This window comes from Kocuria sp. KH4, from assembly GCF_053711175.1.
In genome coordinates, this window is record NZ_JBSJYX010000007.1 from 70,727 (window position 1) to 92,061 (window position 21,335).

The window sequence follows — 21,335 nt, forward strand, 5'->3', positions numbered from 1 at the left end:
GCGTCGCCCCCTTCCCGCGACGTGGCGGGACGTGTCGTCGAACCCGATTCCAACTATTGGCAATGTATGCTGTATGCTGGAACACAAGCATGAGGCAGATCACAGCGCTCGTCAACATGGGAGGGTCATGGCCACGGACAGATCCGGCACGGCAGGCAAGGCCCTAGGGGTGCTCGTCCTGCTCGGGGAGTACCCGGACGGGGCGACCACCGGGCAGATCGCCGAGGTGACCGGGTACCCCTTCAGCACCGCCTACCGTCTGCTCAACACCTTGGTCGACACCGGCTTCGCCACCTACGACGCCGCGGACAAGCGCTACCGGCTGGGTCTGCGGGTCTACCAGCTGGGGCAGAAGGTCGCCCACCACCGCGGCTTCGAGGGGGCGGCGGTGCCGGTCCTGCAGCACCTCACCGAGGTCACCGGGGAGAGCAGCGTCTTCCACGTGCTCGACGGCGACCAGAGCCTCACCGTGCACAAGGTCGACGGGCCGCAGTTCCGCACGACCACCGACCCCGGGGACCGCAGCCCCCTGCACACCACCGCCTCCGGCAAGGTGCTGCTGGCCTTCGCCGATCGCACCACCCGCGAGCACCTGCTGGAGACCATCGACCTGATCCCGCGCACCGAGCACTCGATCACCGACCGCACCGAGCTCGCCCGGCAGGTCGAGCAGATCCGGGCCCAGGGATGGGCGGCCCAGGCGGAGGAGAACGACATCGGCATGGCCGCCATCGCCGCCCCGGTCCTGTCCTCCTCGCACCGGCTGATCGCCGCTGTCACCCTGGCCGCACCGATGTTCCGGGCGGGCCTGGAGGACCTGCGCCAGCACGTGCCCCATCTGCAGGAGGCCACGGCCGAGCTGGGCCTCAAGCTGCCCCAGCGCCCATGAGCGGACCCGTCCCGGCTCCGCCTTCCCGCGCCCCGACCACCCACCACGCACCCCGGGCCTGTCCGGGCCGTCCTTCCCGAGGAGTTCCCATGAGCACCACGTCCGAGTCCTATCTGGTGGGGCTGATCGGTGACGGCATCACCGCCAGTCTCAGCCCGGCCATGCACGAGGCCGAGGCGCACCACCACGGCCTGCACTACCTCTACCGCCCCGTGGACCTGGAGGTCATCGGCCGCCTCGCCCCGGAGGTGGGCGAGCTGCTCCGGGCCGGCCGGGACCTGGGCTTCAACGCCTTCAACATCACCCACCCCTGCAAGCAGCTCGTGCTGGCCCACCTGGACGAGGTCGCCCCCGAGGCCGCCGCCCTGGGCGCGGTGAACACGGTGCTCATCCGCGACGGGCGGTTCATCGGTCACAACACGGACCAGTCCGGCTTCGCCGCCGGACTGCACTCCGAGCTGGCCGACACGCCCCGGGAGCGCGTGGTCCAGGTCGGCACCGGCGGAGCCGGCTCCGCCGTGGCCGCCGCCCTGCTCTCCTCGGACGTGGGCACGCTGCACCTGTACGACGTCGACCCCGCCCGGGCTCAGGAGCGTGCGGCCGCCATGGCCGCGCTGCACCCCGGCCGACAGGTGCTCGCCGCCACCGCCGACGCCCTCCCCGAGCTGATCCGCACCGCCGACGGGATCGTCAACGCCACCCCGGTGGGCATGCACCACCACCCCGGCACCCCCATCGACACCGGGCTGCTCGACGGGCACCAGTGGGTCGCCGATGTCGTCTACCTGCCGGTGGACACCGAGTTGATCACCGCCGCCCGCGCCGCCGGCTGCCGGGTCCTCGACGGCGGTCACATGGCCGTGGGCCAGGCCGCCGACGCGTTCGAGCTGATCACCGGGATCGCCCCGGACCGGGCCCGGATGCGCGCCCACTTCCTGGACCTCCTGCACGCCCAGCAGGGCTGAGGTGCGCCCCCGCTCCGCCCCGCACCAGGCCCTGCCGTGGGTCCTCGGGGGGATCGTCCTGGTGGCCCTGAGCCTGCGCGCCCCGATCATCGCCCCCACCCCGGTCATCACCGACATCCAGTCCGACCTCGGGCTCTCGGCCGCCGCGGCAGGCCTGCTCACCGGTCTGCCCGTGCTGCTCTTCGCGCTGGCCACGCCGCTGGCGTCCCGGCTGATCGGCCGGGCCGGACCCGAGGCCGCCGTCCTGGTCTGCCTGGTGGGCGTGCTGGCCGGCACCATGATCCGCTCGGCCGGCCCCACCCCCGTCGTCCTGATCGGCACCGTGGTCATCGGCGCGGCGATCACGGTCGGCAACATCGTCGTCCCGGTGCTCATCCGCCGCGACGTGTCCTGGCGCCGGGTGCCCATGGCGACCGCCACCTACACCGCAGCCCTCAACGTCGGCTCGATGATCACAGCCCTGGGCACCGCGCCGGTGGCCGCGCTGGTCGGGTGGCGCTGGGCGCTGGCCGCCTGGGGTGTCCTGACCCTGGGGGCGCTGGCCTTCTGGCTGGTGGTGGCCCGCCGCCGGGCCGGCACGCCGCCTGCCGCCACCTCCCCCACCGCCGCCGAACCCAGCACGACCACCGGGGCGCTGAGGCAGGCCCGGGGCACCGCACAGATCCGGCGCATCGGCTGGTGGCTGACCCTCGCCTTCTGCGGGCAGGCCTTCTCCTACTACTCCGTGACCGCCTGGTTGCCCACCCTGCTGGCCGACACCCGCGGGCTGAGCCTTGCGGCCTCCGGGGTCAGTGCCTCGCTGTTCCAGGTCGCCGCCATCGCCGGGGCCCTCGGGGTGCCCCTGCTGGCCCCTCGCACACCGGCGTGGGCACCCGTGGTCCTCGTCGGAGCACTGTGGTCCACCCTGCCCCTCGGGCTCCTGGTGGCGCCCGAGGGGTTCATCGGGTGGTCGGTGGTCGGTGGCGTCGCCCAGGGCGGAGGCTTCGTCGTGATCTTCTCGATCGTCGCGCGCATCGTGCGCACCGACACCGAGGCGGCGTCGACCTCCGCCCGCATCCAGGGCAACGGCTACGTGGCCGCGACCATCGGCCCGCCCCTGATCGGCGCCCTGAACTCCGGCACCGGGGGGTGGACGGTTCCGCTGCTGGTCGTACTCGGCGCCACCGTGGTGTTCCTGATCGGCGGCCTCCTGGCCGTCCGAGAGACCCAGCGCCGCCCGTGAGGAGTCGGCCGGCACGTGCTCGCAGCGCTGCGGGACTCCGCGCTCGCGCAGAAGCCGGTCCGCTCCGGACGACGGGCACGGCGGAGGACATCCACCGAGGCGCGGCCCGCCGCCGATCGGCCAGGGGTCAGCCCATGGCCTGCGTATCCCCGCTCAGCAGGCGGTGCCGCGGGTCATCGGCGGCTCGACCCACATCGGGCCCTGGAAGACCCACCACGTGGTGTCGCAGCAGCGCGAGCACACGACACGTCATGCCGACCGCGGTGCATCGACGTGCTGTCACCGTCCCATCCGTTCGGTCACCCGCACCGGGTCCGCCCGGCGCTGGCCCACGCCGATCACCCATGGCGGGAACGGTGCACACCATGGACCGCCCCGGAGGCCTCGGAGTCCCCGCGAGGGCTGCTTCGGGGCCGGTCCATACAAGGCGGTTCGGGACATCCCAGGCTCCCGGGTGGGCGGGGCGGCTGGTGCTCGGGCCGCGCACTCGGGACGGACCAACGGTTCTCTGGGGGTCCGAGGTGTCCGAACTGGTCCCCTCCGAGCCGGCCACGGCCATCGCTCGCGCCGTGCTCCCGGGCGGCACCGCTCCCCGCCGGGTGCCGCGACCGCAGCCATGGTCGGCCGGAGCGACGTGACCGGCACTCCGAGACGTGCCGCGAGAGCCGACCGGGCCCGTCCAGGACCATCAGGCGTGACCGCCACCGGGTGCGGTCCCGTCGGGTGCGGCTCCACGGCAGGGCCCCGCGCCCGGATGCCGTGGCTGTCGGCTCCAGGGGACGGCTCTTGCACCGACACATGAAGTGCGCTTCACTAGTTGCTACTGGGAGGGGAGTATCCCACCGACGTCCCGCCGTCACTTCGACCCCGTGGGAGGGGTCCGGCGGGCGGGCCCGCAAGGGCCGGGAGAGACCTCCGATCGGAACGATCGGAAGGTGCTGTCATGGACGTCCCGTTCTGGGTCTGGGCCGCGGTGCTCGGATTCATCCTGGTGATGCTGGCCCTCGACCTGTTCGCCCACCGCCGCGCCCACGTCATCGGGGTGCGGGAGGCCGCCGTGTGGTCCGCGGTGTGGGTGGCCTTCGGCGTCGGCTTCGGCGTGCTCGTGTGGCAGGTGTGGGGCGCGGAGTACGGGCAGCAGTACTTCGCCGGCTATGTGATCGAGAAGTCCCTGGCCGTGGACAACGTCTTCGTGTGGGCGATCGTCCTCAGCTGGTTCGCCGTGCCGCGCCAGTTCCAGCACCGGGTGCTGTTCCTGGGCGTGCTCGGCGCCCTGGTCCTCCGCGGGGCCTTCATCGCCGCCGGGGCCGTGCTGATCCAGAACTTCTCGTGGATCCTCTATGTCTTCGCCGCCTTCCTGCTGTTCACCGGGTGGAAGATGATCCGGCAGCGTGACGACCACCTGGATCCGGGAAATTCCGTGGTGCTGCGCACCTTCCGCCGGTTCGTGCCGATGACCGACGCCTAACACGGGCAGAGTCTGCTCGTCCGCAAGGGCGGCGTGCTGCTGGCCACCCCGCTGCTGGCGGTACTGGTGCTCATCGAGGTCACCGACGTCGTCTTCGCCGTCGACTCGATCCCGGCGATCTTCGCGGTCACCGAGGAGGCGTTCCTGGTCTTCACCGCCAACGCGTTCGCGATCCTGGGGCTGCGGGCGATGTACTTCCTGCTCGCCGACCTCATCCACCGCTTCGTCTACCTCAAGGTCGGCCTGGCCCTGGTGCTGATCTGGGTCGGATTCAAAATGCTGCTGAAGGTCGACCTGTTCTACGTCCCCACCCTCCTCTCCCTGGCGGTGGTCACCACGATCATCGGCGTCTCGATCGCCGCCAGCCTGGTCGCCACCCGTGGTCAGGGCCGTCGGGCCCCGGACGCCCCGCCGCAGCCGCCGTTCCGGGTCGCCACCGAGGCGGAGAACGCCGCCCTGGAACCGGTCTGGGGCGCCCGCCGCGACCACCGCCGCGATCACGATCCCCAGCACGACGCCCGGCGGGAACGAGAGCGCGGATGACCTCGTCCGCCCCAGGATCCGGTCGGTCCGTGGACGCCGTCGGCGACCGCAGGCGAGGAACGCACCGGGACCACGGGTGCCGGGGAGGTGAGCACTGCCGTCCTCACCAGCTCCGCCCCCGGGCCCGGCGGGACCACCGGTGACCACAGCCATCACCACGCCGCTCCGCCCGGAGGCGGACCAGCATCTCCGGCGCGGAGTGGCTGGAGTCGTCGGGACAGAAAATATCGTTGTGACCATGATGACGATCCGGCCCCGCCCCACAAGCGCCCGCCTGGTGGTTGCCGCCATCCACGGGGACCTTCGTCCGCGGATCGTGCGGTGCACGATCTGCTCCTGGGATCCTGCACGGTGATGACGGACCAGCCGCCGGGAGGCTCCCCCGACACGTCCCCGGCGGACGGCACGCCCCAGGATCCGGGCAGCACCGAGGTGGCATCCGGGCCCAGCAACGGGGCCGGCCGAGCTGACGCAGCGGTCCGGCCGCCGTGGACCTTCCTGACCAACCACGGCCACGTCCTGCTGGCCGTGGCCCAGTCCCAGGACGCGTTGGTGAGCGAGATCGCCGCCCGGGTGGGCATCACCGCGCGGGCCACCTTGACCATCCTCAAGGAGCTCGAGGCGGCCGGGTACATCACGCGCCACCGGGTCGGCCGCCGCACCCACTACACCGTCGACGACCACCAGCACTTCCGCCATCCCGCCAACGCCGCCCACGAGATCGGAGAGCTGCTGGCGATCTTCACCCGCCCCTCATCGGGCGGTACGCCATGACGTCCTGCTCCTGCCTCGACAGCCGCAGCGCGGCCGGTGGCCGGTCATCTGCGCAGCGGAAGGGCGCCGGAGGAAGAACAGATGGGGGATGGTGGCACGGCGGCCCCTGGCGAGGCCTCGCCCGCCTAGGGTGTCCCCAGGAACCCCGCCCGCTGAGGCGTCGCTGCTGACCACACCGCCGGATACCGCCAGGCACCGATCACCGTCGGGGGCGGGACCACCCGGGAGACCCACAGCCTGGCCCTCGACGAGGACGTGCAGTACCCCGCCGGGATCCCGGACGACATCCGCTGCAGCTTCACCAACGCCTTCGGGTCCGTCGGCACCGTCTGCCAAGAGAGTCGGCTGACGGCCTGCGACGGTGCTGCGCGTGCGCCCGACCGCATCCGTACTCCGGAAGCCCCGCGGCGCGTCACCGGTCCCACGTGATCTCCAGGGTGCTGGCGTAGGCGTCCGAAGCGGATCCGCGCATCACCTGGACATCGGCGTCGACGGGCTGCTCCCCTGCCGGCCACACCCGCACCGCCCGATACGAGAAGCCGTCCTGCTCGGCGCGCTCCCACTCCAGCTCCACCGCCTGCCCCGGCACCAGTGCCCGGTGCCCGCGCACGGCGAGGACGCTGACGTGCGCCCAACAGCCCCCGGGGGTCAACTCGCAGTCCAGGACACCCCACCCTGCCTCGTCGAACCAGGACCGCACCACACCGGAGTCGCTCATCCCCCAAGGCTACGACTGGAACTGCAGCGCCTCAGGAACCACCCCTGCGACACGTCAGCGCCGGTCGATGACGTCGATCATCGTGGTCATCACCGGCCCCGGCGGATCACCAGGGTCGGGGAAACCGCACCGTGACGGCGCACGTCCCCGCCGCCCGCTCCGCCCTGTCGGCCTGCGGTCCTACCTGCCGATGACTCTGATCAGCCAGCCCAGCAACGGCACGACACTGACCACGTCCAGCACACGATCCACCAGATGGCCCATCCTCCACCACCAACTCGGATCCTGCGGCGGTTCCTGTTTGACCTTGACCACGGGGTGCAAGCCTCCTGCGCTGTGACGGACCCGAGCGGCAACTCCTCCCCCACCCTGCCCGAAGCATCGCACGAATCCGAGCAGGACCGTCCAGGCGTCAGAAATCTGCATCCGTCTCGGCGGCGCGAGGAATCCGCCCGGGCCGATCGGGAATCCGCTCGATCTCGGCTCCGGCCTGTCCGGCGCGCACGAGCCATTGCGTGTTCCGCAGGCTCACAGCTCCTCTCCCCCGGACGCAGACACGACTGGACCCCGCAGGACCACCAAGGGGATGGGCACGGTCCGGAGGAGAACAGGGCATCGGGGGCGTCGGGGCCGGAAGGCGGAGCGGTCCGCAGGTGCAGAATGGCGCCATGCCGCAACGATTCGCGTGGGTGCCCGACCTCGACCGCGCCCAGTGGCGGCGTTCCGTGGAGGCCGAGCCGTGGAACAGCGTCCTGTCGATCGTTCCGCGCGGCTTCCCGGCCTACGCACGTCTGTTCCATCCGGTCTCCCGGGACCGGCCGCGGTGGACGAGGACCTGGCACGGCCTCGAGGAGGCCACCTGCTTCGCCGGTGTCCATGACATCGAGGCCGCGCTCGTGATCCAGCGGGCCACCTGGGCTCAGGCCGCGGCGTCGTTCGGCACGACCATGCACGCCCAGGCCCAGTACGCCCGCCTCGTCCGGTCCGACGACGGCGAGGCCGACGGCGCGATCGCCCCCGACGGCTGGCGCTACGGCGACACGTCCGAGGGCCGCCTCGACACCGTCTCGCTGGCGGCGGCCTCGGCGGTGCTGGCCCGGCACACCACAACCCCGCAGACCGGGGTCGCCGCGATCTGGGAGGGCTGGGGCGGGCTGGTCAGTTCGGGCCGGGCTGCCCGCTTTGTGCTCGAGCCCGCCGACAGGCCGCCGGCCTCGGGCGCCGAGGAGGACACGGAGCGCGTCACCGCCCCGTCGCTGGGCCGGCGAGTCGCCGCGGCCCTACGGCAAGGGTTCGCCCAGGCGCCGGCGGTGCCGCCCTCGTGGCCGGCCCCACGGCACTGGTGCGCGAACTCGGACGGACCCCGGGTCTCGAGGTGCTGCCCCAGCGCACCGACGCCGACCTCACCTGGGACGGCGACGCGCTCAACCGCCCCACGTGACGTCATGACCCCAGACGCTGCGCGGACGTCGACCTCCACGGAACAGGTCCCGCCGCCGGACGAGCCACAAGCCGGACACATCGTGCCGGCCACGGACCACCTGTCCTCGCGCTGGGCCTGTCCTACCCCGGGCACGACCCAGCTGGTCGTCCCGGAGAAGGACGGAACCGCCTACCGCGAGTGCGACGACGACATCCCGGCGATGGCCGTGACCAGCATCCGAAGATCGGCACGAGTTCCTGGCCCTCCGGGAGGACGCCGACCCTCACATGTCGCCGGCCCTGCGCGGACCGAACCGGATGATGATCGCCCGCACCGAGGCACCCCTGCGGCAGCTGGAGAACGAACGTGGCGGCACGGTCCTCCCGGCCATCGCGCAGCCGGTGCATCTCCTGCAGGCTGCCGCCGAAACGGGGGACAATATGAAAGTGGATCTTTTATCTACCGCAGGGTACCGTTGACGTATCACGCCAGGCGGGCGGCCGGGGGGCCGAGCCGCAGGGCGTGGACGATGTCGGAGTGCTCAGCCGGGGGGCTCAGCGACCGCGCATCGGGTGCACGGCCGCCGCCCTGGCGGCAGAGGACTCCGGGACCGGACGGTCCGTCGTCGGGGGGCGACTCTTCTGCCACCAGGTCGGCGGCCCTCACACCATCACCCCCGGGGTCTCTGCGTCTCGCCCACGGCACCGGTACCGGCCATGAGAGCAACCCCGACCGCATGGTGCTCCGTGGTTCCAACCGACAGGTCAGGTGTCGGAGTTCGAAATGCCTTCATGGCTCGTGAAGAGAACCGCGTCCTCGCCCTCGCTCGCGGTGGGGTCCGCGGAACGCCTGCGCATGACCGCGATCCACAGGAAGCCCAAGGCGGCCAGGGCGCTGACCAGGTACAGCACCCGCGCCCAGGGCGCGTGGTCTCCACCGGAAATGCCGAAGGTGTCAGCCAGGCTCATCCCGGACCAGAACGAGACCACGAACAACGACGGGGCACCGAGAACCACCAGTGCCAGATTCGCCATCAGCACCTGGGTCCCGGTGGAGGCTCCCGGGCGGCGGACCTGCCACCACGCCGCCCCGGAGAGCCCGATCAGCACGAGCGCCCACAGCACGGCCAGGGTTACGCCCATGGTCTCCCCGGCCTGGTGCACCCGGTCGTAGATCGACCCCAATCCGACCCCTGGCACAGCGGCCAGGGGATTGAGCACCAGCAGGTGCAGCACCCCCAGGCCCGCGTAGACGGCCACGGTGCCCAGGCCCAGCTGTCCGGGCTGAGTGATGGTTCGCATGCAGGGGCCCTCTTCCCGGTCCGATCCTCGACAAGCAGCGGCCGGGCACCGGATGCCTCGACCGCATCCACCAGTCCACCACACGGACCGCCGCCGAGGCGGCGCCCACGCCAGGCCCACTCCCCTTTCGCGGTTCTCCGACGGGCGGACCGGGACCGGGCTGCCCGTTCGAGCACCCCCACCGCACCACCTGGGCGGCGCACCGGTGCCCGTCAGGGCGTCGGCGTCGTCGGGAAGCAGCCGTCTGCCCGGTGCGGGGATCCGAAGCTTCTCCGCGCGCGCTGCACGACACGCTCTGCGGGGAACACCGGTGAGAACTCGCCATCACTATGTACTGGGTGTATAGATGGGGGCATGAACAATGCGCTGACCCTGCTGGGGTTGCTGCGGCATCAGCCCAGTTACGGGTACGACCTCAAGCACGCCTACGACCGGTACTTCGGCTCGCAGAAACCCTTGGCCTTCGGACAGGTCTACGCCACCCTGGCGCGGATGATCCGCGACGAGCTGATCCGGGCGCTGGGAGAGGAGCCGGGTGCGGGACCGGACCGGAAAAAGTACGAGATCACCTCGACCGGACAGGACCGGGTGCAGCAGTGGCTGTTCACCCCGGAGGTGCCCGCCCCCACCCTGCAGAGCGAGCTGTTCGCGAAGATCGTGGTGGCCCTGTTGGTCGATGACGATGCCCAGCGGCTGCTGGACGCCCAGCGCACCGAGCACATGGCCCGCATGCGGGAGCTGACCCGGCTCAAGCGCGAAGGGGACCTGCTGCAGGTGCTCATGTGCGACCACGGGATCTTCCACATCGAGGCCGACCTGCGCTGGATCGAGCTCACCGGCGCCCGCCTGACCCAGCTGAAGAAGGAGCTGCAGAGCGCATGACCCCCACCCCTTCGTCTGTTCCCCTGCTGTCGGTGCACGAGGTGCGGAAGCACTTCGGCGCCACGCCCGCCCTGCGCGGGATCGACCTCGAGGTGCTCCCCGGGGAGGTGCTGGCCGTGATGGGCCCCTCGGGGTCGGGCAAGTCCACCCTGCTGCACTGCGCAGCCGGGGTCCTGGCCCCGGACCACGGGACTGTCACCTACACCCGGCCCGGCTCGGACGCACCGGTGACGATCAGCGACCTGGACGAGGCGGCACGCTCTCGGCTGCGCCTGCGCGAGTTCGGTTTCGTCTTCCAGTACGGGCAGCTGCTGCCGGAGCTCAGTGCCGTGGACAACGTCACCATCCCGCTGCTGCTGGCCGGCACCCGGCGACGGGCCGCCCGAGCGGCAGCCGTGGAGTTGCTGGGGCGGCTGGGCCTGTCCGGGCAGGGCGAGAAGCACCCCGGTGAGCTGTCCGGGGGCCAGGCCCAGCGGGTGGCGATCGCCCGGGCGATGGTGGGGGAACCTGCGGTGCTCTTCGCCGACGAGCCCACCGGGTCCTTGGACTCGCTGGCCTCCGAGACCGTGCTGGAGCTGATGCTCGAGCTGGTGCGTGAGGCCGGGACCACGGTGGTGATGATCACCCACGACCCCCGCACGGCCGCCTACGCGGACCGGGAGGTGATCGTGCGCGACGGCATGATCGGCGCCGACCGGTGGGCCGCGGCATGAACCCGGTGATCACCCGGCTCGCCCGCACCGGCGCCCGCTCCTCGGCCGGACGGCAGGCCGGGATCGCCGGCGGAGTCGCCGTCGGGGTGTGTCTGATCCTGCTGCTGTGGGCCGCTGCCCAGGGACTGTCCGATCGAGATCAGCGCGCCGCCTGGTTGCGCGAGGAGGGCCGGTCCCCCTACTCCGTCCCCGCCGGGGTCGATGGGGTCGACGACGCGGCGACGCAGGAGGAGCCCGAGCTGATCCCGCTGACGGCGCAGACCGTCTTCGTCGGCCGGGCCGACGAGGTCTTCCGGGACCGGCTCATCCAGCGGCGCGACATCGCCGCCACCGAGGGGTCCACCGTGGAGATCCCGGGAATCGGTTCCGCCCCGGAGCCCGGAACCTATCACGCGTCCCCAGCCCTGCAGGAGCTCATCGAGGCCACCCCGGCGGATCAGCTCGGGGACCGCTACGGCACCTACGCCGGGCCCATCGACGACACCGCCCTGGCCGGACCGGATTCTCTGGTGGTGATCACCGGGGCCCCCGAGGACCAGCTCCGGCAGGGCACGGCCGTGGCCCTGGTGTCGGGTTTCACCTCCGACCCGTACGGGGACAACACCGCCACCTACGCCACGCTGATGGGGCTGGGCGGGATCGCCGTGCTGTTCCCCGTGCTGCTGCTCATCGGCATCAGCACCCGGTTGGGCGCCGCCCAGCGCAGCGAGCGCCTCGCCACCTTGCGCCTGATCGGGGCGACCCCCTCCACGGTGGCCGGCATCGCCGCCGCCGAGACCGCGGTGTCCGCTTCTCTCGGAGCGGTGGCCGGAGTCGCCGCCGCGGCCGTCCTGCGCCCCGTGGCCGCCCAGGTGCCGGTCGGTGGCAGTCGGCTCTACGTCCACGACCTGGCCGCCGGCCCGGTGCTGAGCACGGTCGTGGTGGTCCTGGTCGTGGCCGCCGCCACCGGGGCGGCCGCCTGGGGCACCGCCCGCGCCGGGATCGGCCCCCTGGGCGCGGCCCGTGCACGCCCAGAACCCACGCCGAGACTTCGGCGAGCGCTGCCCCTGCTCACCGGACTGGTGGCGATGACGGCCGCCGCGGGCGTGGCCCGCGCCGCATGGCCGTGGGCCTACGCCGTCGCTCAGCCGCTGCTGATCCTCGGCTTCGCCCTCACCACGGCGGGTCTGGTCGTCATCGGCCCCTGGCTGACCGTGCTGGCCAGCCGGATCGGACTGGCCCGGGCCTCCGGCGCGGCCGGGGTGATCGCCGCCGGCCGGATCCGCCGCACCCCGGTGGCGACCTTCCGCGCCGTCTCCGGGCTGGTCGTGGCCGTGTTCATGGTCTCCGCCTTCGCCGGTGCCTCCAGTGCGGTGGACCAGGCCGACCTGCCCCCGGCCCGCCCCGGACTGCTGCTGCCCACCAGTGTCTACGCCCACCTCAGCGACCGGACCGACCCGGCCGAGGCGGCCCGGGTGGCCACCGCGATCGAGGACGTCCCGGGGGTCTCCTCCACCGCGGTGCTCTACCACCGCCCCGCCACCGCGTCCGGGTCCGGGTCCGGGTCCGACGACAGCAACGTCTACCTCGCCGCCGAGGACGCCCCCGGACTCGGCTTCGAGGATCCCGTGACCGGACCGGTGGCGGTCTTCGACGACGACTTCTTCGCCCCCTGGACCGAACACCCCCTTCCCCTGGGAACCGCGGCCCTCCCGGACTTGAACTCCCTGCAGCTGTTCGCCGTGGTCATCACCACCGACGGCACCGTCGAAGCCATCGACCGGGCCCGCACCGCCGTGAACACCTCCGGCATCACCTCCACCCCGGCCACCTCCCGCTCCGACGTCACCGCCACGCAGACCACTCGCCTCATCCACACCCTGTCCGTCCTGGCCCACCTGGGCACGTTCGTGGCCGTGACCATCGCCGGAATCTCGCTGGCCGTGGCCACCGGCGCGGCCGTCCTCGACCGCCGCCGCGCCCTGGGCCTGATGCGCCTGATGGGCATGCCCCTCTCCGCCCTGCGCGGGGTCGTCATCCGTGAAGCGGCGGTACCCCTGCTGTCCATACTGCTGCTCTCCGCCGGCCTCGGCTTCCTCGCCGCCTGGCTGGTCGTGAAGACGCTCAACGACACCTACTCGGTGGGCTGGCCCGAGCCGGCGTACTTCGCCACGCTCGGCCTCAGCATGGCCCTGGCCCTGGCCGCCGTGACCGTCACGTTCACCCTGCTCCGGGCCAACACCTCCATCACCACCACCCGCTTCGAATAGGGCCCCTGCCGCAGCGGTACGGCGTTCAGACGAGGCCGGTGGGTGGGGTGTCGGTGGCGGGGTGTCCGGTGCGGGCGGCCTGCACGGTGGCGGCCAGGGCGTGCAGGCCGGCCTTCAGGGTGGGGGTGTCCAGGGAGTAGGGCCGGCGCAGGTGGCGTTCGAAGGCCCCACCGTGGCCGCAGCGGGGTCCGGCGGCCAGGCGCGGACCGTGCTGCGGGGCCAGCGCAGCGAGAGTGGAGCTGATCGGGTGCGGCATCCTGGTCCACAGCGACAGCCCACCTGTCCCGGGTGCGACGGTCCAGTCCGGGTAGTGGGCACCGAGCGCGGCCAGGAGGTGGGCGCGACCCGCCCGGAGCTCATCGAGCCGGGCGGGCTGGTGGCCGTGTCCGGTTTCACCGGGACACTGCCCGCCCTGCCGGTGCTGGATGCCTTCCTGGCCACCGCACCTGACCTGGCAGCGGTGGCGGCCCACACCGGCCGGCGGTCGTGGTGCGCTCCGACGACGATCGGATCGTGCCCCCGGCTGCGACCGACGCCCTCGCCACCGGCCTGGGCGCGGTGAAGGTGGTGGTCCCGGGAGCCGGGCACTTCCTCGACGAGGGCGGCATCACCGCCCTGCCGGCCCTGCTCTCCCATCTGCCCCACCCGGCATGCCCCCTGCAGCACCGGTCCGCGTGAGCGGGGAACCTCACGGCGGGGCCATGAGGGGTGACGCACCCACGTCTCCGGAGGTGTGGTCACGTCCGAACCCGCCTGACCCAGTGTCCTGGCCGACGCCACGGTGATCGGCATCAAAGCGTGGTCTTGTCCCCAACACCTCCGGTCGCCGGCCTGCTGGGTGAGGATGGGGCCCATGAGGATCAGTGAGCTGGCGGAGGCGACCGGGGTCAGTGCCCGGTCGCTGCGCTACTACGAGGGCCAGGGGCTGCTGCGCGCCCACCGCACCCCGGCCGGGCACCGCCGCTTTCGCCCGGGTGACGTGGAGCGGGTGGTGCTCAACTAGCAGCTCTATGCCGCCGGACTGTGCAGCCGGGTGATCGCCGAGCTGCTCCCCTGCCTGGAGGCCCCACCCCGGGAACGGACCGGGCACCTGCAGACCCGCCTGGCCCAGGAGCATCAGCGCCTGGAGGCGGTGGTGCGGGAGGCGGTCCGGGCCACCCTGGAGATCACCAGCCCCGCGCACAAACAGGTCATCGACCGGATCGAGGCCAACGGCCGGCCCAGCCCGGCCATCCGCCGGGCCTTCGCGGTCGACGACGCCCCAAAGACCACCGCACGCCTGCAGGACGCCGGCGGAGAGGTGCTCGCCGCCCCGGTGCGCACCCCCTGGCAGTCACTGAACTCCCGGCTGGCCGCCCCGGCCGGGCTGCAGATCACCCTCTTCCAGGAACTGCTCCCCGCCCCGGAACGCACCACCCGACCCGGGTTCGACACCGGACACTGACCTCGGAAGGCGAGCAGCCACCTCACCGGCCCCACCGCAACCCGTCGAGGCGGCAAGAACCACAGGCCTGGTACACGCTCCACCGTCACCGGCCGGCGGCCCTGATACTGGGAGCATGACCCCTGAGCGGCCCCCCTACACCGCGGTGATCTTCACCAGCCAACGATCGGCCTCCACCCCCGAGGACGGGTACGCCGAAACCGCCCAGCACATGGAGGAGCTGGCCCGCCGACAACCCGGGTTCCTGTCGATGGAAAGCGCCCGCAACGCCGATGGGTTCGGCATCACCGTGTCCTACTGGCAGACCGCCCAGCACGCCCGAGCCTGGAAACAGGTCACCGAACACCTGCAGGCCCAGCACCGAGGAGCCCGCGACTGGTACACGGACTACACCGTGCGCGTGGCCACGGTCGAACGACACTACGGCGCCCAGACCGGTCGGACAGCACTCCGCTGAGCCCTTCCCTGTCCCTCCTCCACGATGGGGCGGACGTATCGAGACGTCCCGGGTGGCCCTGACGGCAAGGCCTTCTCCAGCAGGGTGGCGCTGTACCAGGGGCCGTCGAAGTCCCGCCGCCCCACCTCCTGGAATCCCTGCCGCTGGTAGAAGGTGCGCAACACCGTGTTCGACTCCACGCAGTCCAGGCGGACGACCTCGGCGCCTTCCGCCCGGCCGCGCTCCGCTGCCCACGCCAACAGGCCCGCCCCCAGGCCACGGCCGGCCGCTCTCCGGTGGACCATCAACCCGTGGACATAGACCGCCGGGATGCCCCCACCACCCCAGACCTCGGGGTCGGCCCGCAGCAACCGCACGGCACCGGCGATCCCCCCGGCGGAATCACGCAGCAGATGCCATTGGCCGGCCCGGATCTGCTCAGTGATCTCCTGGCGGCTCACGTGCCCGTGACCCCACTGCTCGATGCCCTGCTCCCCCAGCCAGTCCTCGATCTGGCACCGCAGCCCGTGCACGGCCACCGCATCCTCAAGGACAGCCTGTTCGATCGAGGCGGGCAAGGAGCTCATCACGCTCACCACGGTAGAACAGCAGCACTGCCCACCTGTCCATCACGTTGCGCCCGTTCGAGCAGGCGGACACCGCTTTCTTCACCGGGGTGGCCACCGACGAGCGGGTCACCCGCTTCGTGGGAGGCGGTCGACCCTGGGCGCCGCGGACCATCCAGGGCCGTTCCCGTGCCGCGCTGCGGGCAGCCGGTCGAGCAGCTCCGACAGCGGGCAGGGCGCCCAGTGGTGACCGCGGTGTGGGAGGCTGGCCGGCGTGGGAACCCAACCCGGCTACGACGCACTGGCCGAGCAGTACGAGCTCACCTTCCCGGATCCGTACCGGACATCCCTGGAACGGCACGCGGTCGCCGCCTTCACGGACATGGTCCTGCAGCACCACGGCGAAGGAACCGTGGTGGACGTCGGGTGCGGGACCGGGCACGTCACCGCCGACCTCGCCCACCGCGGCCTCCACGTCGTGGGCATCGATCCGTCAGAAGCCATGCTGGACATCGCCCGCAGGGCCCACCCCGAGGTGGTCTTCCGGCGCGGTGCGGCCAATCTCAACGACTCCGTTGAGTTGACCGATCAGCTAGCCCCGTTGCGGGGTGTACTGGCCCGGTTCAGCCTGATCCACGTCGATCCCCACCGGATCGGTGGCGTGCTCGCCTCCTGGGCGCAGCGCATGCCGGCCGGCGGCGTGGTGCTCGTGGCGTTCCAGAGCACCGAGGACGACGGGCGACCGGTGGTGCCGTTCGATCACGCGGTGGCACCGGCCTGGCGGTGGCACCCCGACGAGATGAGCGCACGGCTCGCCCAGGCCGGGTTCGACGAGACCTGGCGCACGCTGAGCCGGCCCGACCCGCTGCACCGCTTTCCCGAGTGCCACCTGGCCGCCGTACGGCGGCCCTGAGTGCGACCCCTGGTGCCACGCCGTTTTCCCGGGGAGTGTCCGGCAGCCGGCAACGAGGCCGCATGAGGCCTCAGGCAGGTCGGGTGGCACGCCCCTGCCCCGCCGGCGGACTGACGTGACCTCCTCCTGAGCGCTTCTGGCAATGTCCTACCGTTGGTTTCTCAGAGGCGTGGCGCTCCGGGTCCTGAGCTGCTGGGTCAGCGCAGGGTGCGGCGGATCGCGGTGCTGATCATGTCGGCGAGGGCCGAGAGCACGATCAGCGCCACGACGGTGCCGGCCATGGCGCTGAGGTCGAAGGCGACCCGCTGGTCCTCCAGCAGCCGTCCGAGCCCTCCGGCCCCGACGATTCCGACCACGACCGTCTCTCGCATGGCGACTTCCCAACGGTACAGCCCATAGGCGAGGAAGCGTCCACCGGCCTGCGGAACAATGGCGTACCCGAACGCGCTCACCGGTGGCGAGCCGGTCGCCACGAGCTGATCGTGGGCACGGCGGTCGAGGTTCTCCACGACTTCGGCGCACAGCCGGCCCAGGACCCCGAAGTTGTACACGCCCAGGGCCAGTGCACCTGGCAGCGGGCCGGGCAGGAACAGGAACAGTGCCAAGAGCGCCCAGATCGGGGGTGGCAGCGACCGGGTCACCAGCAGCAGCCAGCGTGCCGCCGTCCCGACGACCCGGCGCCCGGGGGTAGTTCCGCCGCGGGCGGCCACGAAGGCCACCGCCACCGATGCCACCGCAGCGGTGGTGCCGGCCACCAGGGACATCTGCAGTGTGACCAGTGCTTCGGCCAGCAGGCCGGCCCACCCTCCGTCGGGCAGGCTCGGCGGCACCATGTCTGCCGTCAGGTCGGCGAGCAGCTCGGCTGTCCGGGGGGTGAGCACCCGGGACAGGTCCGGGCCCAGGTGCAGCAGGGCGGCGACCACCAACCCGAGGGTTGCTGCCGCGGAGACGCGGGAAGGGAGGGCCCTGGTGCTCCGTCGGAGACCGGCGCCCCACCGGTCGACCACGGCTCCGATCAAGATGATGGTGTAGACCAGCGTCCACACCTCGGCGTGCCGGGATCCGGAGAAGCTCAGGACCAGCTCGAAGCCCAGGCCCCCGGCACCTACCATGCCGAGGATGACTGCGGAGCGGACCGCGCACTCGAAGCGGTAGAAGGCGTACGACACGAGCTCCGGCCAGGCGATCGGCATCACGGCGTACAGCAGTGCCGGCCCGCGCGGGGACCCGCTCGCGCGCAGCGCCTCGTAGGGTCCGTGGGCCGACTCCTCGATGATCTCCGCGTAGACCTTGGCCGTGATGGCACCGAACGGGATGGCGATCGCCAACACCCCCACCAAGGGGTCTCGTCCCAACACGCTGAGCAGCAGTAGCGCCCAGACCGCTTCGTGGATGCCTCTGGGCACGGCCAGCCCGAGCCGGGTGAGCAGCCAGCCGGCCCGGCGCACTGGCGAGCGGTTCCGGAGCCGCGAGCCGGTACCCCACCAGAGCTCCGAGAGCAGCACTCCGACAACCAGCCCTCCGAAGACCGCGAGCAAGGTTCCCAGCACCGCGAACGAGAGCGTGCTGAGCGTCGCCTCTCCGATCCTCAGCAGGAACTGGGCCGACAGTTCCGGGGAGAGTGCGGCGGAGAAGAACTCGGCGAACCGCGGCCATCCCGCAACGTTGACGACCGGACCCTCGGCGGCCAGCCAGCCGCCCACCGACCACACCGTCGCGAGCACCCACACCACAGCCCACCCTCGCCCGCCGCCGGGCAGGCGCCACCGGCCGGTCGGGGCCCCGGTACCACGGGAAACCTCCAGCCGGGTCAGGTCGGCCACCCCCGGGACGGTCATGCCTCCGGGGCCAGGTCGTAGATCCGTGCGCGGGTGCCCTCGTCCACCTCGTCGACAGCAGCGTCGAGCACGACCCGGCCCTGGCGCAGACCCACGATGCGATCGCAGTGGCGCACGGCCAGGTCGAGGTCGTGCAGGCTCACCACCAGGGTGCGCCGTTCACCAGCCTGCTCATCCAGCACCCCGCAGAGCAGGCTCATCACCTCTTCGGCCCGGGCCGGGTCCAGACTGGCGACCGGTTCATCGGCCAGCACCAGGTCCGGGTCCTGGACCAGGATCCGCGCCAGGGCAACGCGCTGCTGCTCACCACCGGAGAGCCGGTCGGTGCGCACATGCAGGTACGCGGCGATCCCCACCCGGTCCAGCGCGGCCCGGGCCTCCTCGATCTGGAGCGGACGAATCAGTGAGCGCAGGGCTCGCAACCGGCTCCAGGTACCCAGCCTCCCGGCGTTGACGTTGTGCACCACCTGCAGCGGACCCACCAGGTGCAGCTGCTGGTGCACCGAGCCGATCCGGCCCCGCAGCGCCCGCAGGGCAGCCGGCGAGGCCACCGCCGGGTCGACGTCGAGAACTTCGACACGGCCCCCGGTGGGGGTCACGGTGCCGTTGGCGAGTCCGAGCAACGTGGACTTGCCCGCCCCGCTGGGACCGACCAGGGCCACCCGCTCACCCCGGCGCACCGACAGATCGACCCCGCTCAGGGCCGGACGGTCCCCGTAGGCCACACTGGCGCCCTGCAACCGCAGGGCCACCCCGGCGTCGTTCCCGCTCGTCCTCTGCCGTGCCGTCACGGCCTATGCACGTTTCATCGGACCAGACCGAGGGTGCGGGCGATCTCCTCGAGCTGGTCGTAGTCGGCCGGCGCGGCCGGAACGATCGCCTCCGCCCCGTACTTCTCCAGCAGCTGCATCTCCTCGGCGTCCGAACCGTCTAGATCCAGCAGCGCCTGCTGCAACCGTTCGGTGAACTCCTCCCCGAGCCGGTCGTCCAGACCGGGGGCACCGACCCAGTGGTAGTCGGCGTACTCCGGGGTCGTGAAGATCTCCAGCACCGTGTCGGTGTCCACCGCGCCGGCCTCGAGACGTGCTTGCCAGACCTGCTGATTCAGCACTCCCACCTCATAGCTGCCCGCCTCCACCAGGTCGATCGTCAGATCGTGGGAGCCCGAGAACCCGGGCTCCCCGGCGAAGTCGGCCTCCGGGTCGATCCCGGCCCGGTCGAGGAAGTACGACGGCATCAAGCGGCCCGAGGTGGAGGACTCGCTGCCGAACGTGAACCGGGTCCCTGCCAGCCCCGACAGGCCGGCAACGTCGTCGATCGGCTCCAGACCCGCATCCCGGTGCGCGACGAAGACGCTGCGGAAGCGCTCGTCGATGTCCCGCTGGGCCAACACGTTCGCTCCCTCGATGCGCAACCTAGCCTGCACCCCGGTCAGGCCCCCGTAGAAGACGAGGTCCAGATCCCCGGTGCCGAACAGGCTCACCGACGCCGCGTAGTCACTGACCGGGACGTACTCCACCTCCACGTCGAGCTCCTCGGCCAGGTACGCCGCCATCGCTTCCTCCCGATCGGCCAGATCGGAGGGGTCCACGTCCGGGATCGCACTGATCCGCAAAGGAGCGGGCCCCTCCCTACCATCGGCGGAACCACCACAGCCGACCGTGACCAGCGCCACGACCACGCCGATCACCGCCACGGAAAGTAAACGAGAATCCCTCACCATCGACATGACCGCATCCTAACGGCCCTCCTCCAGCCGGCCGTTGGCCACAATGATCGGCGGAAAACCCCGACCGTGGAACAGTCCCGTCCAGTGGCCGGCGTGCCCCATGCCGCCGATGGCGCGGCCGGCCGGAGGGCCCGGCCGATCATCACGCCGCCCCGCGAGCCGCCGTCCGAGCGCCCGCCCCGTTGCCAGGTTCCGACCATGAGCACCCCCATCCTGCAGAGCGTCGCCCTCCTCGCCGGTTCCGGCTCGGCCACCACCATCATGCTGTTCGTCGTCATCGTCCTGGCCTTCGTCGGCGTCTGCGTGCTGCTCCTCGTCCCGACGCGCCGACGGTGGCACGCGCGGACCACCGGAGCCACGGGACGATCCGCGGCCGACGGCTCCAGCGCCGGGGCCTGGAGCTTTGACGGCGGCGGCTCCGACTCCGGGTCCGATGGCGGATCCGGCGGAGATGGTGGAGGCGGCGGAGATGGTGGAGGCGGTGGCGGCTGTGACTGATCCGCACCGTGCCGCGGTCGCGGCCGTCGTCGTGGTGACGTTCGCGCTCAACGCCCGGCTGGGCATCACACTCATTCCCCGTCCCCGGCGACTCCCGGACACGCACGGGCCGTGGCCGCGGGCGACAGCCGGCAGGCCCCGCCACGGCGGCACCCCGACGGCAGCACCGCAGGTGGAGCCAGCACGGGAAGCGGGGGCCGTCCCGAGCGCTCAGCAGTCGAAGACCCGCCAGCAGATGTCGTTGCGCGAGCGCTGGTCCTCGAGCACGAGTTGGCGGATGCTCCCCGGGAGTTGCGCACGCTGCCACCGGCATTCCGCTCGACCGGCGGCTTCGGCCCCACCGTCCACGGCGGCGGCTCGTGCCGCCTTGATCGCATAGGCGGCCGCGCCCAGTTCGTGGGCGGGCACGTGCGCCACCGCACCGGCCTGCCCGGCGGCGTAGGCGGCGTGCCGGGCTGCTCCTCGGGCGTGCCGGGCCGCCCCCATGGCATGGCCTCCGGCCGCACGGGATTCCATCATCGGCAGCTCCCCACGCACCCAGGCGCGCACGTGGTCGATGGCTGCGCGCGGGCGCGGATCGCCCGGGTGCGCCGACTCGAAGAGGGGCAGGACGTGCTCGGCGCAGCATGCCGCCCACAGCGCCAGCAGGTGGTGGTCGCTGTCCGTCAGGGTGCCACCGCGGCGGACGGTGGTGAGACGGGGATCGCGGATCTTCGGGAGGATCATGGTCGCCGGCTCCTCAGGGTCGGGCGGGAACGGAAGTC

Annotated in this window: 23 protein-coding genes and 1 pseudogene; 15 read left to right on the plus strand and 9 right to left on the minus strand. The window is 72.0% G+C overall.

Going from position 1 to position 21,335, the window contains the following annotated elements; translation table 11 throughout:
• Positions 1-127 precede the first annotated feature (127 nt).
• The 5 genes and pseudogenes from ACWCOM_RS07425 (at position 128) to ACWCOM_RS07445 (ending at position 5,861) form a co-directional block, all read left to right on the plus strand.
• Positions 128-889: an IclR family transcriptional regulator gene (locus tag ACWCOM_RS07425; RefSeq protein WP_454548103.1), complete on the plus strand. Its 762-nt coding sequence runs from the start codon at positions 128-130 to the stop codon at positions 887-889.
• An 89-nt stretch (positions 890-978) separates the two neighbouring features.
• Positions 979-1,854, plus strand: a complete 876-nt coding sequence (locus tag ACWCOM_RS07430; protein ID WP_454548104.1) for a shikimate dehydrogenase — start codon at positions 979-981, stop codon at positions 1,852-1,854.
• 1 nt (position 1,855) lies between these two features.
• The gene (locus ACWCOM_RS07435; protein ID WP_454548105.1) at positions 1,856-3,076 is read left to right on the plus strand and encodes an MFS transporter; all 1,221 of its coding nucleotides are present in this window, start codon (positions 1,856-1,858) and stop codon (positions 3,074-3,076) included.
• A 943-nt stretch (positions 3,077-4,019) separates the two neighbouring features.
• A pseudogene (locus ACWCOM_RS07440) lies at positions 4,020-5,087 on the plus strand (TerC family protein).
• A 321-nt stretch (positions 5,088-5,408) separates the two neighbouring features.
• On the plus strand, positions 5,409-5,861 hold the full coding sequence (locus ACWCOM_RS07445; RefSeq protein WP_454548106.1) for a winged helix-turn-helix domain-containing protein: 453 nt from the start codon (positions 5,409-5,411) through the stop codon (positions 5,859-5,861).
• 412 nt (positions 5,862-6,273) lie between these two features.
• On the opposite strand, the gene ACWCOM_RS07450 is transcribed toward ACWCOM_RS07445, so the two are convergent.
• Together ACWCOM_RS07450 and ACWCOM_RS07455 are read right to left on the minus strand one after the other, a co-directional pair.
• On the minus strand, positions 6,274-6,579 hold the full coding sequence (locus ACWCOM_RS07450) for a cold-shock protein (protein WP_454548107.1): 306 nt from the start codon (positions 6,577-6,579) through the stop codon (positions 6,274-6,276).
• Positions 6,580-6,759: 180 nt separating this feature from the next.
• Entirely contained in the window at positions 6,760-6,894 is a 135-nt protein-coding gene (locus tag ACWCOM_RS07455) for a hypothetical protein (RefSeq protein WP_454548108.1), read from the minus strand.
• Between the two features lie 1,395 nt (positions 6,895-8,289).
• Between ACWCOM_RS07455 and ACWCOM_RS07460 the strand changes: the two genes are divergently transcribed.
• Positions 8,290-8,481 (plus strand): hypothetical protein, encoded by a 192-nt coding sequence (locus tag ACWCOM_RS07460; RefSeq protein ID WP_454548109.1) that lies wholly within the window; start codon positions 8,290-8,292, stop codon positions 8,479-8,481.
• 285 nt (positions 8,482-8,766) lie between these two features.
• On the opposite strand, the gene ACWCOM_RS07465 is transcribed toward ACWCOM_RS07460, so the two are convergent.
• Entirely contained in the window at positions 8,767-9,303 is a 537-nt protein-coding gene (locus ACWCOM_RS07465) for a hypothetical protein (protein WP_454548110.1), read from the minus strand.
• 354 nt (positions 9,304-9,657) lie between these two features.
• On the opposite strand from ACWCOM_RS07465, the gene ACWCOM_RS07470 reads away from it, so the two are divergent.
• From ACWCOM_RS07470 to ACWCOM_RS07480, 3 genes are read left to right on the plus strand one after another with little or no spacing between them, the layout of a single operon-like run.
• Positions 9,658-10,185, plus strand: a complete 528-nt coding sequence (locus tag ACWCOM_RS07470; protein ID WP_454548111.1) for a helix-turn-helix transcriptional regulator — start codon at positions 9,658-9,660, stop codon at positions 10,183-10,185.
• Positions 10,182-10,898 carry an ABC transporter ATP-binding protein gene (locus ACWCOM_RS07475; protein WP_454548112.1) on the plus strand — a complete coding sequence of 239 codons (717 nt, stop codon included), beginning with the start codon at positions 10,182-10,184 and terminating at the stop codon, positions 10,896-10,898. Before ACWCOM_RS07470 ends, ACWCOM_RS07475 begins: the two co-directional genes overlap by 4 nt.
• A complete protein-coding gene (locus tag ACWCOM_RS07480; RefSeq protein WP_454548113.1) occupies positions 10,895-13,147 on the plus strand; it encodes an FtsX-like permease family protein in 2,253 nt (750 codons plus the stop codon). Before ACWCOM_RS07475 ends, ACWCOM_RS07480 begins: the two co-directional genes overlap by 4 nt.
• Positions 13,148-13,172: 25 nt before the next feature.
• Here ACWCOM_RS07480 and ACWCOM_RS07485 read toward each other — a convergent pair whose 3' ends face one another.
• Positions 13,173-13,403 (minus strand): hypothetical protein, encoded by a 231-nt coding sequence (locus ACWCOM_RS07485; protein ID WP_454548114.1) that lies wholly within the window; start codon positions 13,401-13,403, stop codon positions 13,173-13,175.
• 233 nt (positions 13,404-13,636) lie between these two features.
• Between ACWCOM_RS07485 and ACWCOM_RS07490 the strand changes: the two genes are divergently transcribed.
• The 4 genes from ACWCOM_RS07490 to ACWCOM_RS07505 all read left to right on the plus strand — a co-directional run bounded on the left by ACWCOM_RS07490 (position 13,637) and on the right by ACWCOM_RS07505 (position 15,048).
• Positions 13,637-13,825 (plus strand): hypothetical protein, encoded by a 189-nt coding sequence (locus tag ACWCOM_RS07490; RefSeq protein ID WP_454548187.1) that lies wholly within the window; start codon positions 13,637-13,639, stop codon positions 13,823-13,825.
• Positions 13,826-14,000: 175 nt separating this feature from the next.
• Positions 14,001-14,150: a MerR family DNA-binding transcriptional regulator gene (locus tag ACWCOM_RS07495; RefSeq protein ID WP_454548115.1), complete on the plus strand. Its 150-nt coding sequence runs from the start codon at positions 14,001-14,003 to the stop codon at positions 14,148-14,150.
• 30 nt (positions 14,151-14,180) lie between these two features.
• Positions 14,181-14,591, plus strand: coding sequence for a VOC family protein (locus ACWCOM_RS07500; RefSeq protein ID WP_454548116.1), 411 nt, complete (start codon positions 14,181-14,183; stop codon positions 14,589-14,591).
• A 115-nt stretch (positions 14,592-14,706) separates the two neighbouring features.
• Positions 14,707-15,048: an antibiotic biosynthesis monooxygenase family protein gene (locus tag ACWCOM_RS07505; RefSeq protein WP_454548117.1), complete on the plus strand. Its 342-nt coding sequence runs from the start codon at positions 14,707-14,709 to the stop codon at positions 15,046-15,048.
• Here ACWCOM_RS07505 and ACWCOM_RS07510 read toward each other — a convergent pair.
• Positions 15,012-15,614 carry a GNAT family N-acetyltransferase gene (locus ACWCOM_RS07510; RefSeq protein ID WP_454548118.1) on the minus strand — a complete coding sequence of 201 codons (603 nt, stop codon included), beginning with the start codon at positions 15,612-15,614 and terminating at the stop codon, positions 15,012-15,014. The genes ACWCOM_RS07505 and ACWCOM_RS07510 overlap by 37 nt on opposite strands.
• Before the next feature lie 253 nt (positions 15,615-15,867).
• Here ACWCOM_RS07510 and ACWCOM_RS07515 point away from each other — a divergent pair, with 253 nt between their 5' ends.
• Positions 15,868-16,506, plus strand: coding sequence for a class I SAM-dependent DNA methyltransferase (locus ACWCOM_RS07515; protein WP_454548119.1), 639 nt, complete (start codon positions 15,868-15,870; stop codon positions 16,504-16,506).
• Between the two features lie 197 nt (positions 16,507-16,703).
• Here ACWCOM_RS07515 and ACWCOM_RS07520 read toward each other — a convergent pair whose 3' ends face one another.
• Genes ACWCOM_RS07520 through ACWCOM_RS07530 form a run of 3 tightly spaced genes read right to left on the minus strand, consistent with a single transcriptional unit; the run spans position 16,704 to position 20,073 of the window.
• Positions 16,704-18,344, minus strand: coding sequence for a PhnE/PtxC family ABC transporter permease (locus tag ACWCOM_RS07520; RefSeq protein ID WP_454548120.1), 1,641 nt, complete (start codon positions 18,342-18,344; stop codon positions 16,704-16,706).
• A complete protein-coding gene (locus ACWCOM_RS07525) occupies positions 18,341-19,135 on the minus strand; it encodes a phosphonate ABC transporter ATP-binding protein (RefSeq protein ID WP_454548121.1) in 795 nt (264 codons plus the stop codon). The genes ACWCOM_RS07520 and ACWCOM_RS07525 overlap by 4 nt, the downstream gene beginning before the upstream one ends.
• Positions 19,136-19,149: 14 nt before the next feature.
• Positions 19,150-20,073, minus strand: coding sequence for a putative selenate ABC transporter substrate-binding protein (locus ACWCOM_RS07530; protein ID WP_454548122.1), 924 nt, complete (start codon positions 20,071-20,073; stop codon positions 19,150-19,152).
• 198 nt (positions 20,074-20,271) lie between these two features.
• Between ACWCOM_RS07530 and ACWCOM_RS07535 the strand changes: the two genes are divergently transcribed.
• Positions 20,272-20,571, plus strand: coding sequence for a hypothetical protein (locus ACWCOM_RS07535; RefSeq protein WP_454548123.1), 300 nt, complete (start codon positions 20,272-20,274; stop codon positions 20,569-20,571).
• Between the two features lie 210 nt (positions 20,572-20,781).
• Here ACWCOM_RS07535 and ACWCOM_RS07540 read toward each other — a convergent pair whose 3' ends face one another.
• Positions 20,782-21,297, minus strand: coding sequence for a putative immunity protein (locus tag ACWCOM_RS07540; protein WP_454548124.1), 516 nt, complete (start codon positions 21,295-21,297; stop codon positions 20,782-20,784).
• Positions 21,298-21,335 lie beyond the last annotated feature (38 nt).

Coding starts and splice junctions, on each gene's coding strand:
- ACWCOM_RS07425 (WP_454548103.1), top strand. CDS start 128: ATGGCCACGGACAGATCCGGCACGGCAGGCAAGGCCCTAGGGGTGCTC.
- ACWCOM_RS07430 (WP_454548104.1), top strand. CDS start 979: ATGAGCACCACGTCCGAGTCCTATCTGGTGGGGCTGATCGGTGACGGC.
- ACWCOM_RS07450 (WP_454548107.1), bottom strand. CDS start 6,579: ATGAGCGACTCCGGTGTGGTGCGGTCCTGGTTCGACGAGGCAGGGTGG.
- ACWCOM_RS07460 (WP_454548109.1), top strand. CDS start 8,290: ATGTCGCCGGCCCTGCGCGGACCGAACCGGATGATGATCGCCCGCACC.
- ACWCOM_RS07465 (WP_454548110.1), bottom strand. CDS start 9,303: ATGCGAACCATCACTCAGCCCGGACAGCTGGGCCTGGGCACCGTGGCC.
- ACWCOM_RS07470 (WP_454548111.1), top strand. CDS start 9,658: ATGAACAATGCGCTGACCCTGCTGGGGTTGCTGCGGCATCAGCCCAGT.
- ACWCOM_RS07475 (WP_454548112.1), top strand. CDS start 10,182: ATGACCCCCACCCCTTCGTCTGTTCCCCTGCTGTCGGTGCACGAGGTG.
- ACWCOM_RS07480 (WP_454548113.1), top strand. CDS start 10,895: ATGAACCCGGTGATCACCCGGCTCGCCCGCACCGGCGCCCGCTCCTCG.
- ACWCOM_RS07485 (WP_454548114.1), bottom strand. CDS start 13,403: ATGCCGCACCCGATCAGCTCCACTCTCGCTGCGCTGGCCCCGCAGCAC.
- ACWCOM_RS07495 (WP_454548115.1), top strand. CDS start 14,001: ATGAGGATCAGTGAGCTGGCGGAGGCGACCGGGGTCAGTGCCCGGTCG.
- ACWCOM_RS07505 (WP_454548117.1), top strand. CDS start 14,707: ATGACCCCTGAGCGGCCCCCCTACACCGCGGTGATCTTCACCAGCCAA.
- ACWCOM_RS07510 (WP_454548118.1), bottom strand. CDS start 15,614: ATGAGCTCCTTGCCCGCCTCGATCGAACAGGCTGTCCTTGAGGATGCG.
- ACWCOM_RS07520 (WP_454548120.1), bottom strand. CDS start 18,344: ATGACCGTCCCGGGGGTGGCCGACCTGACCCGGCTGGAGGTTTCCCGT.
- ACWCOM_RS07530 (WP_454548122.1), bottom strand. CDS start 20,073: ATGTCGATGGTGAGGGATTCTCGTTTACTTTCCGTGGCGGTGATCGGC.
- ACWCOM_RS07535 (WP_454548123.1), top strand. CDS start 20,272: ATGAGCACCCCCATCCTGCAGAGCGTCGCCCTCCTCGCCGGTTCCGGC.
- ACWCOM_RS07540 (WP_454548124.1), bottom strand. CDS start 21,297: ATGATCCTCCCGAAGATCCGCGATCCCCGTCTCACCACCGTCCGCCGC.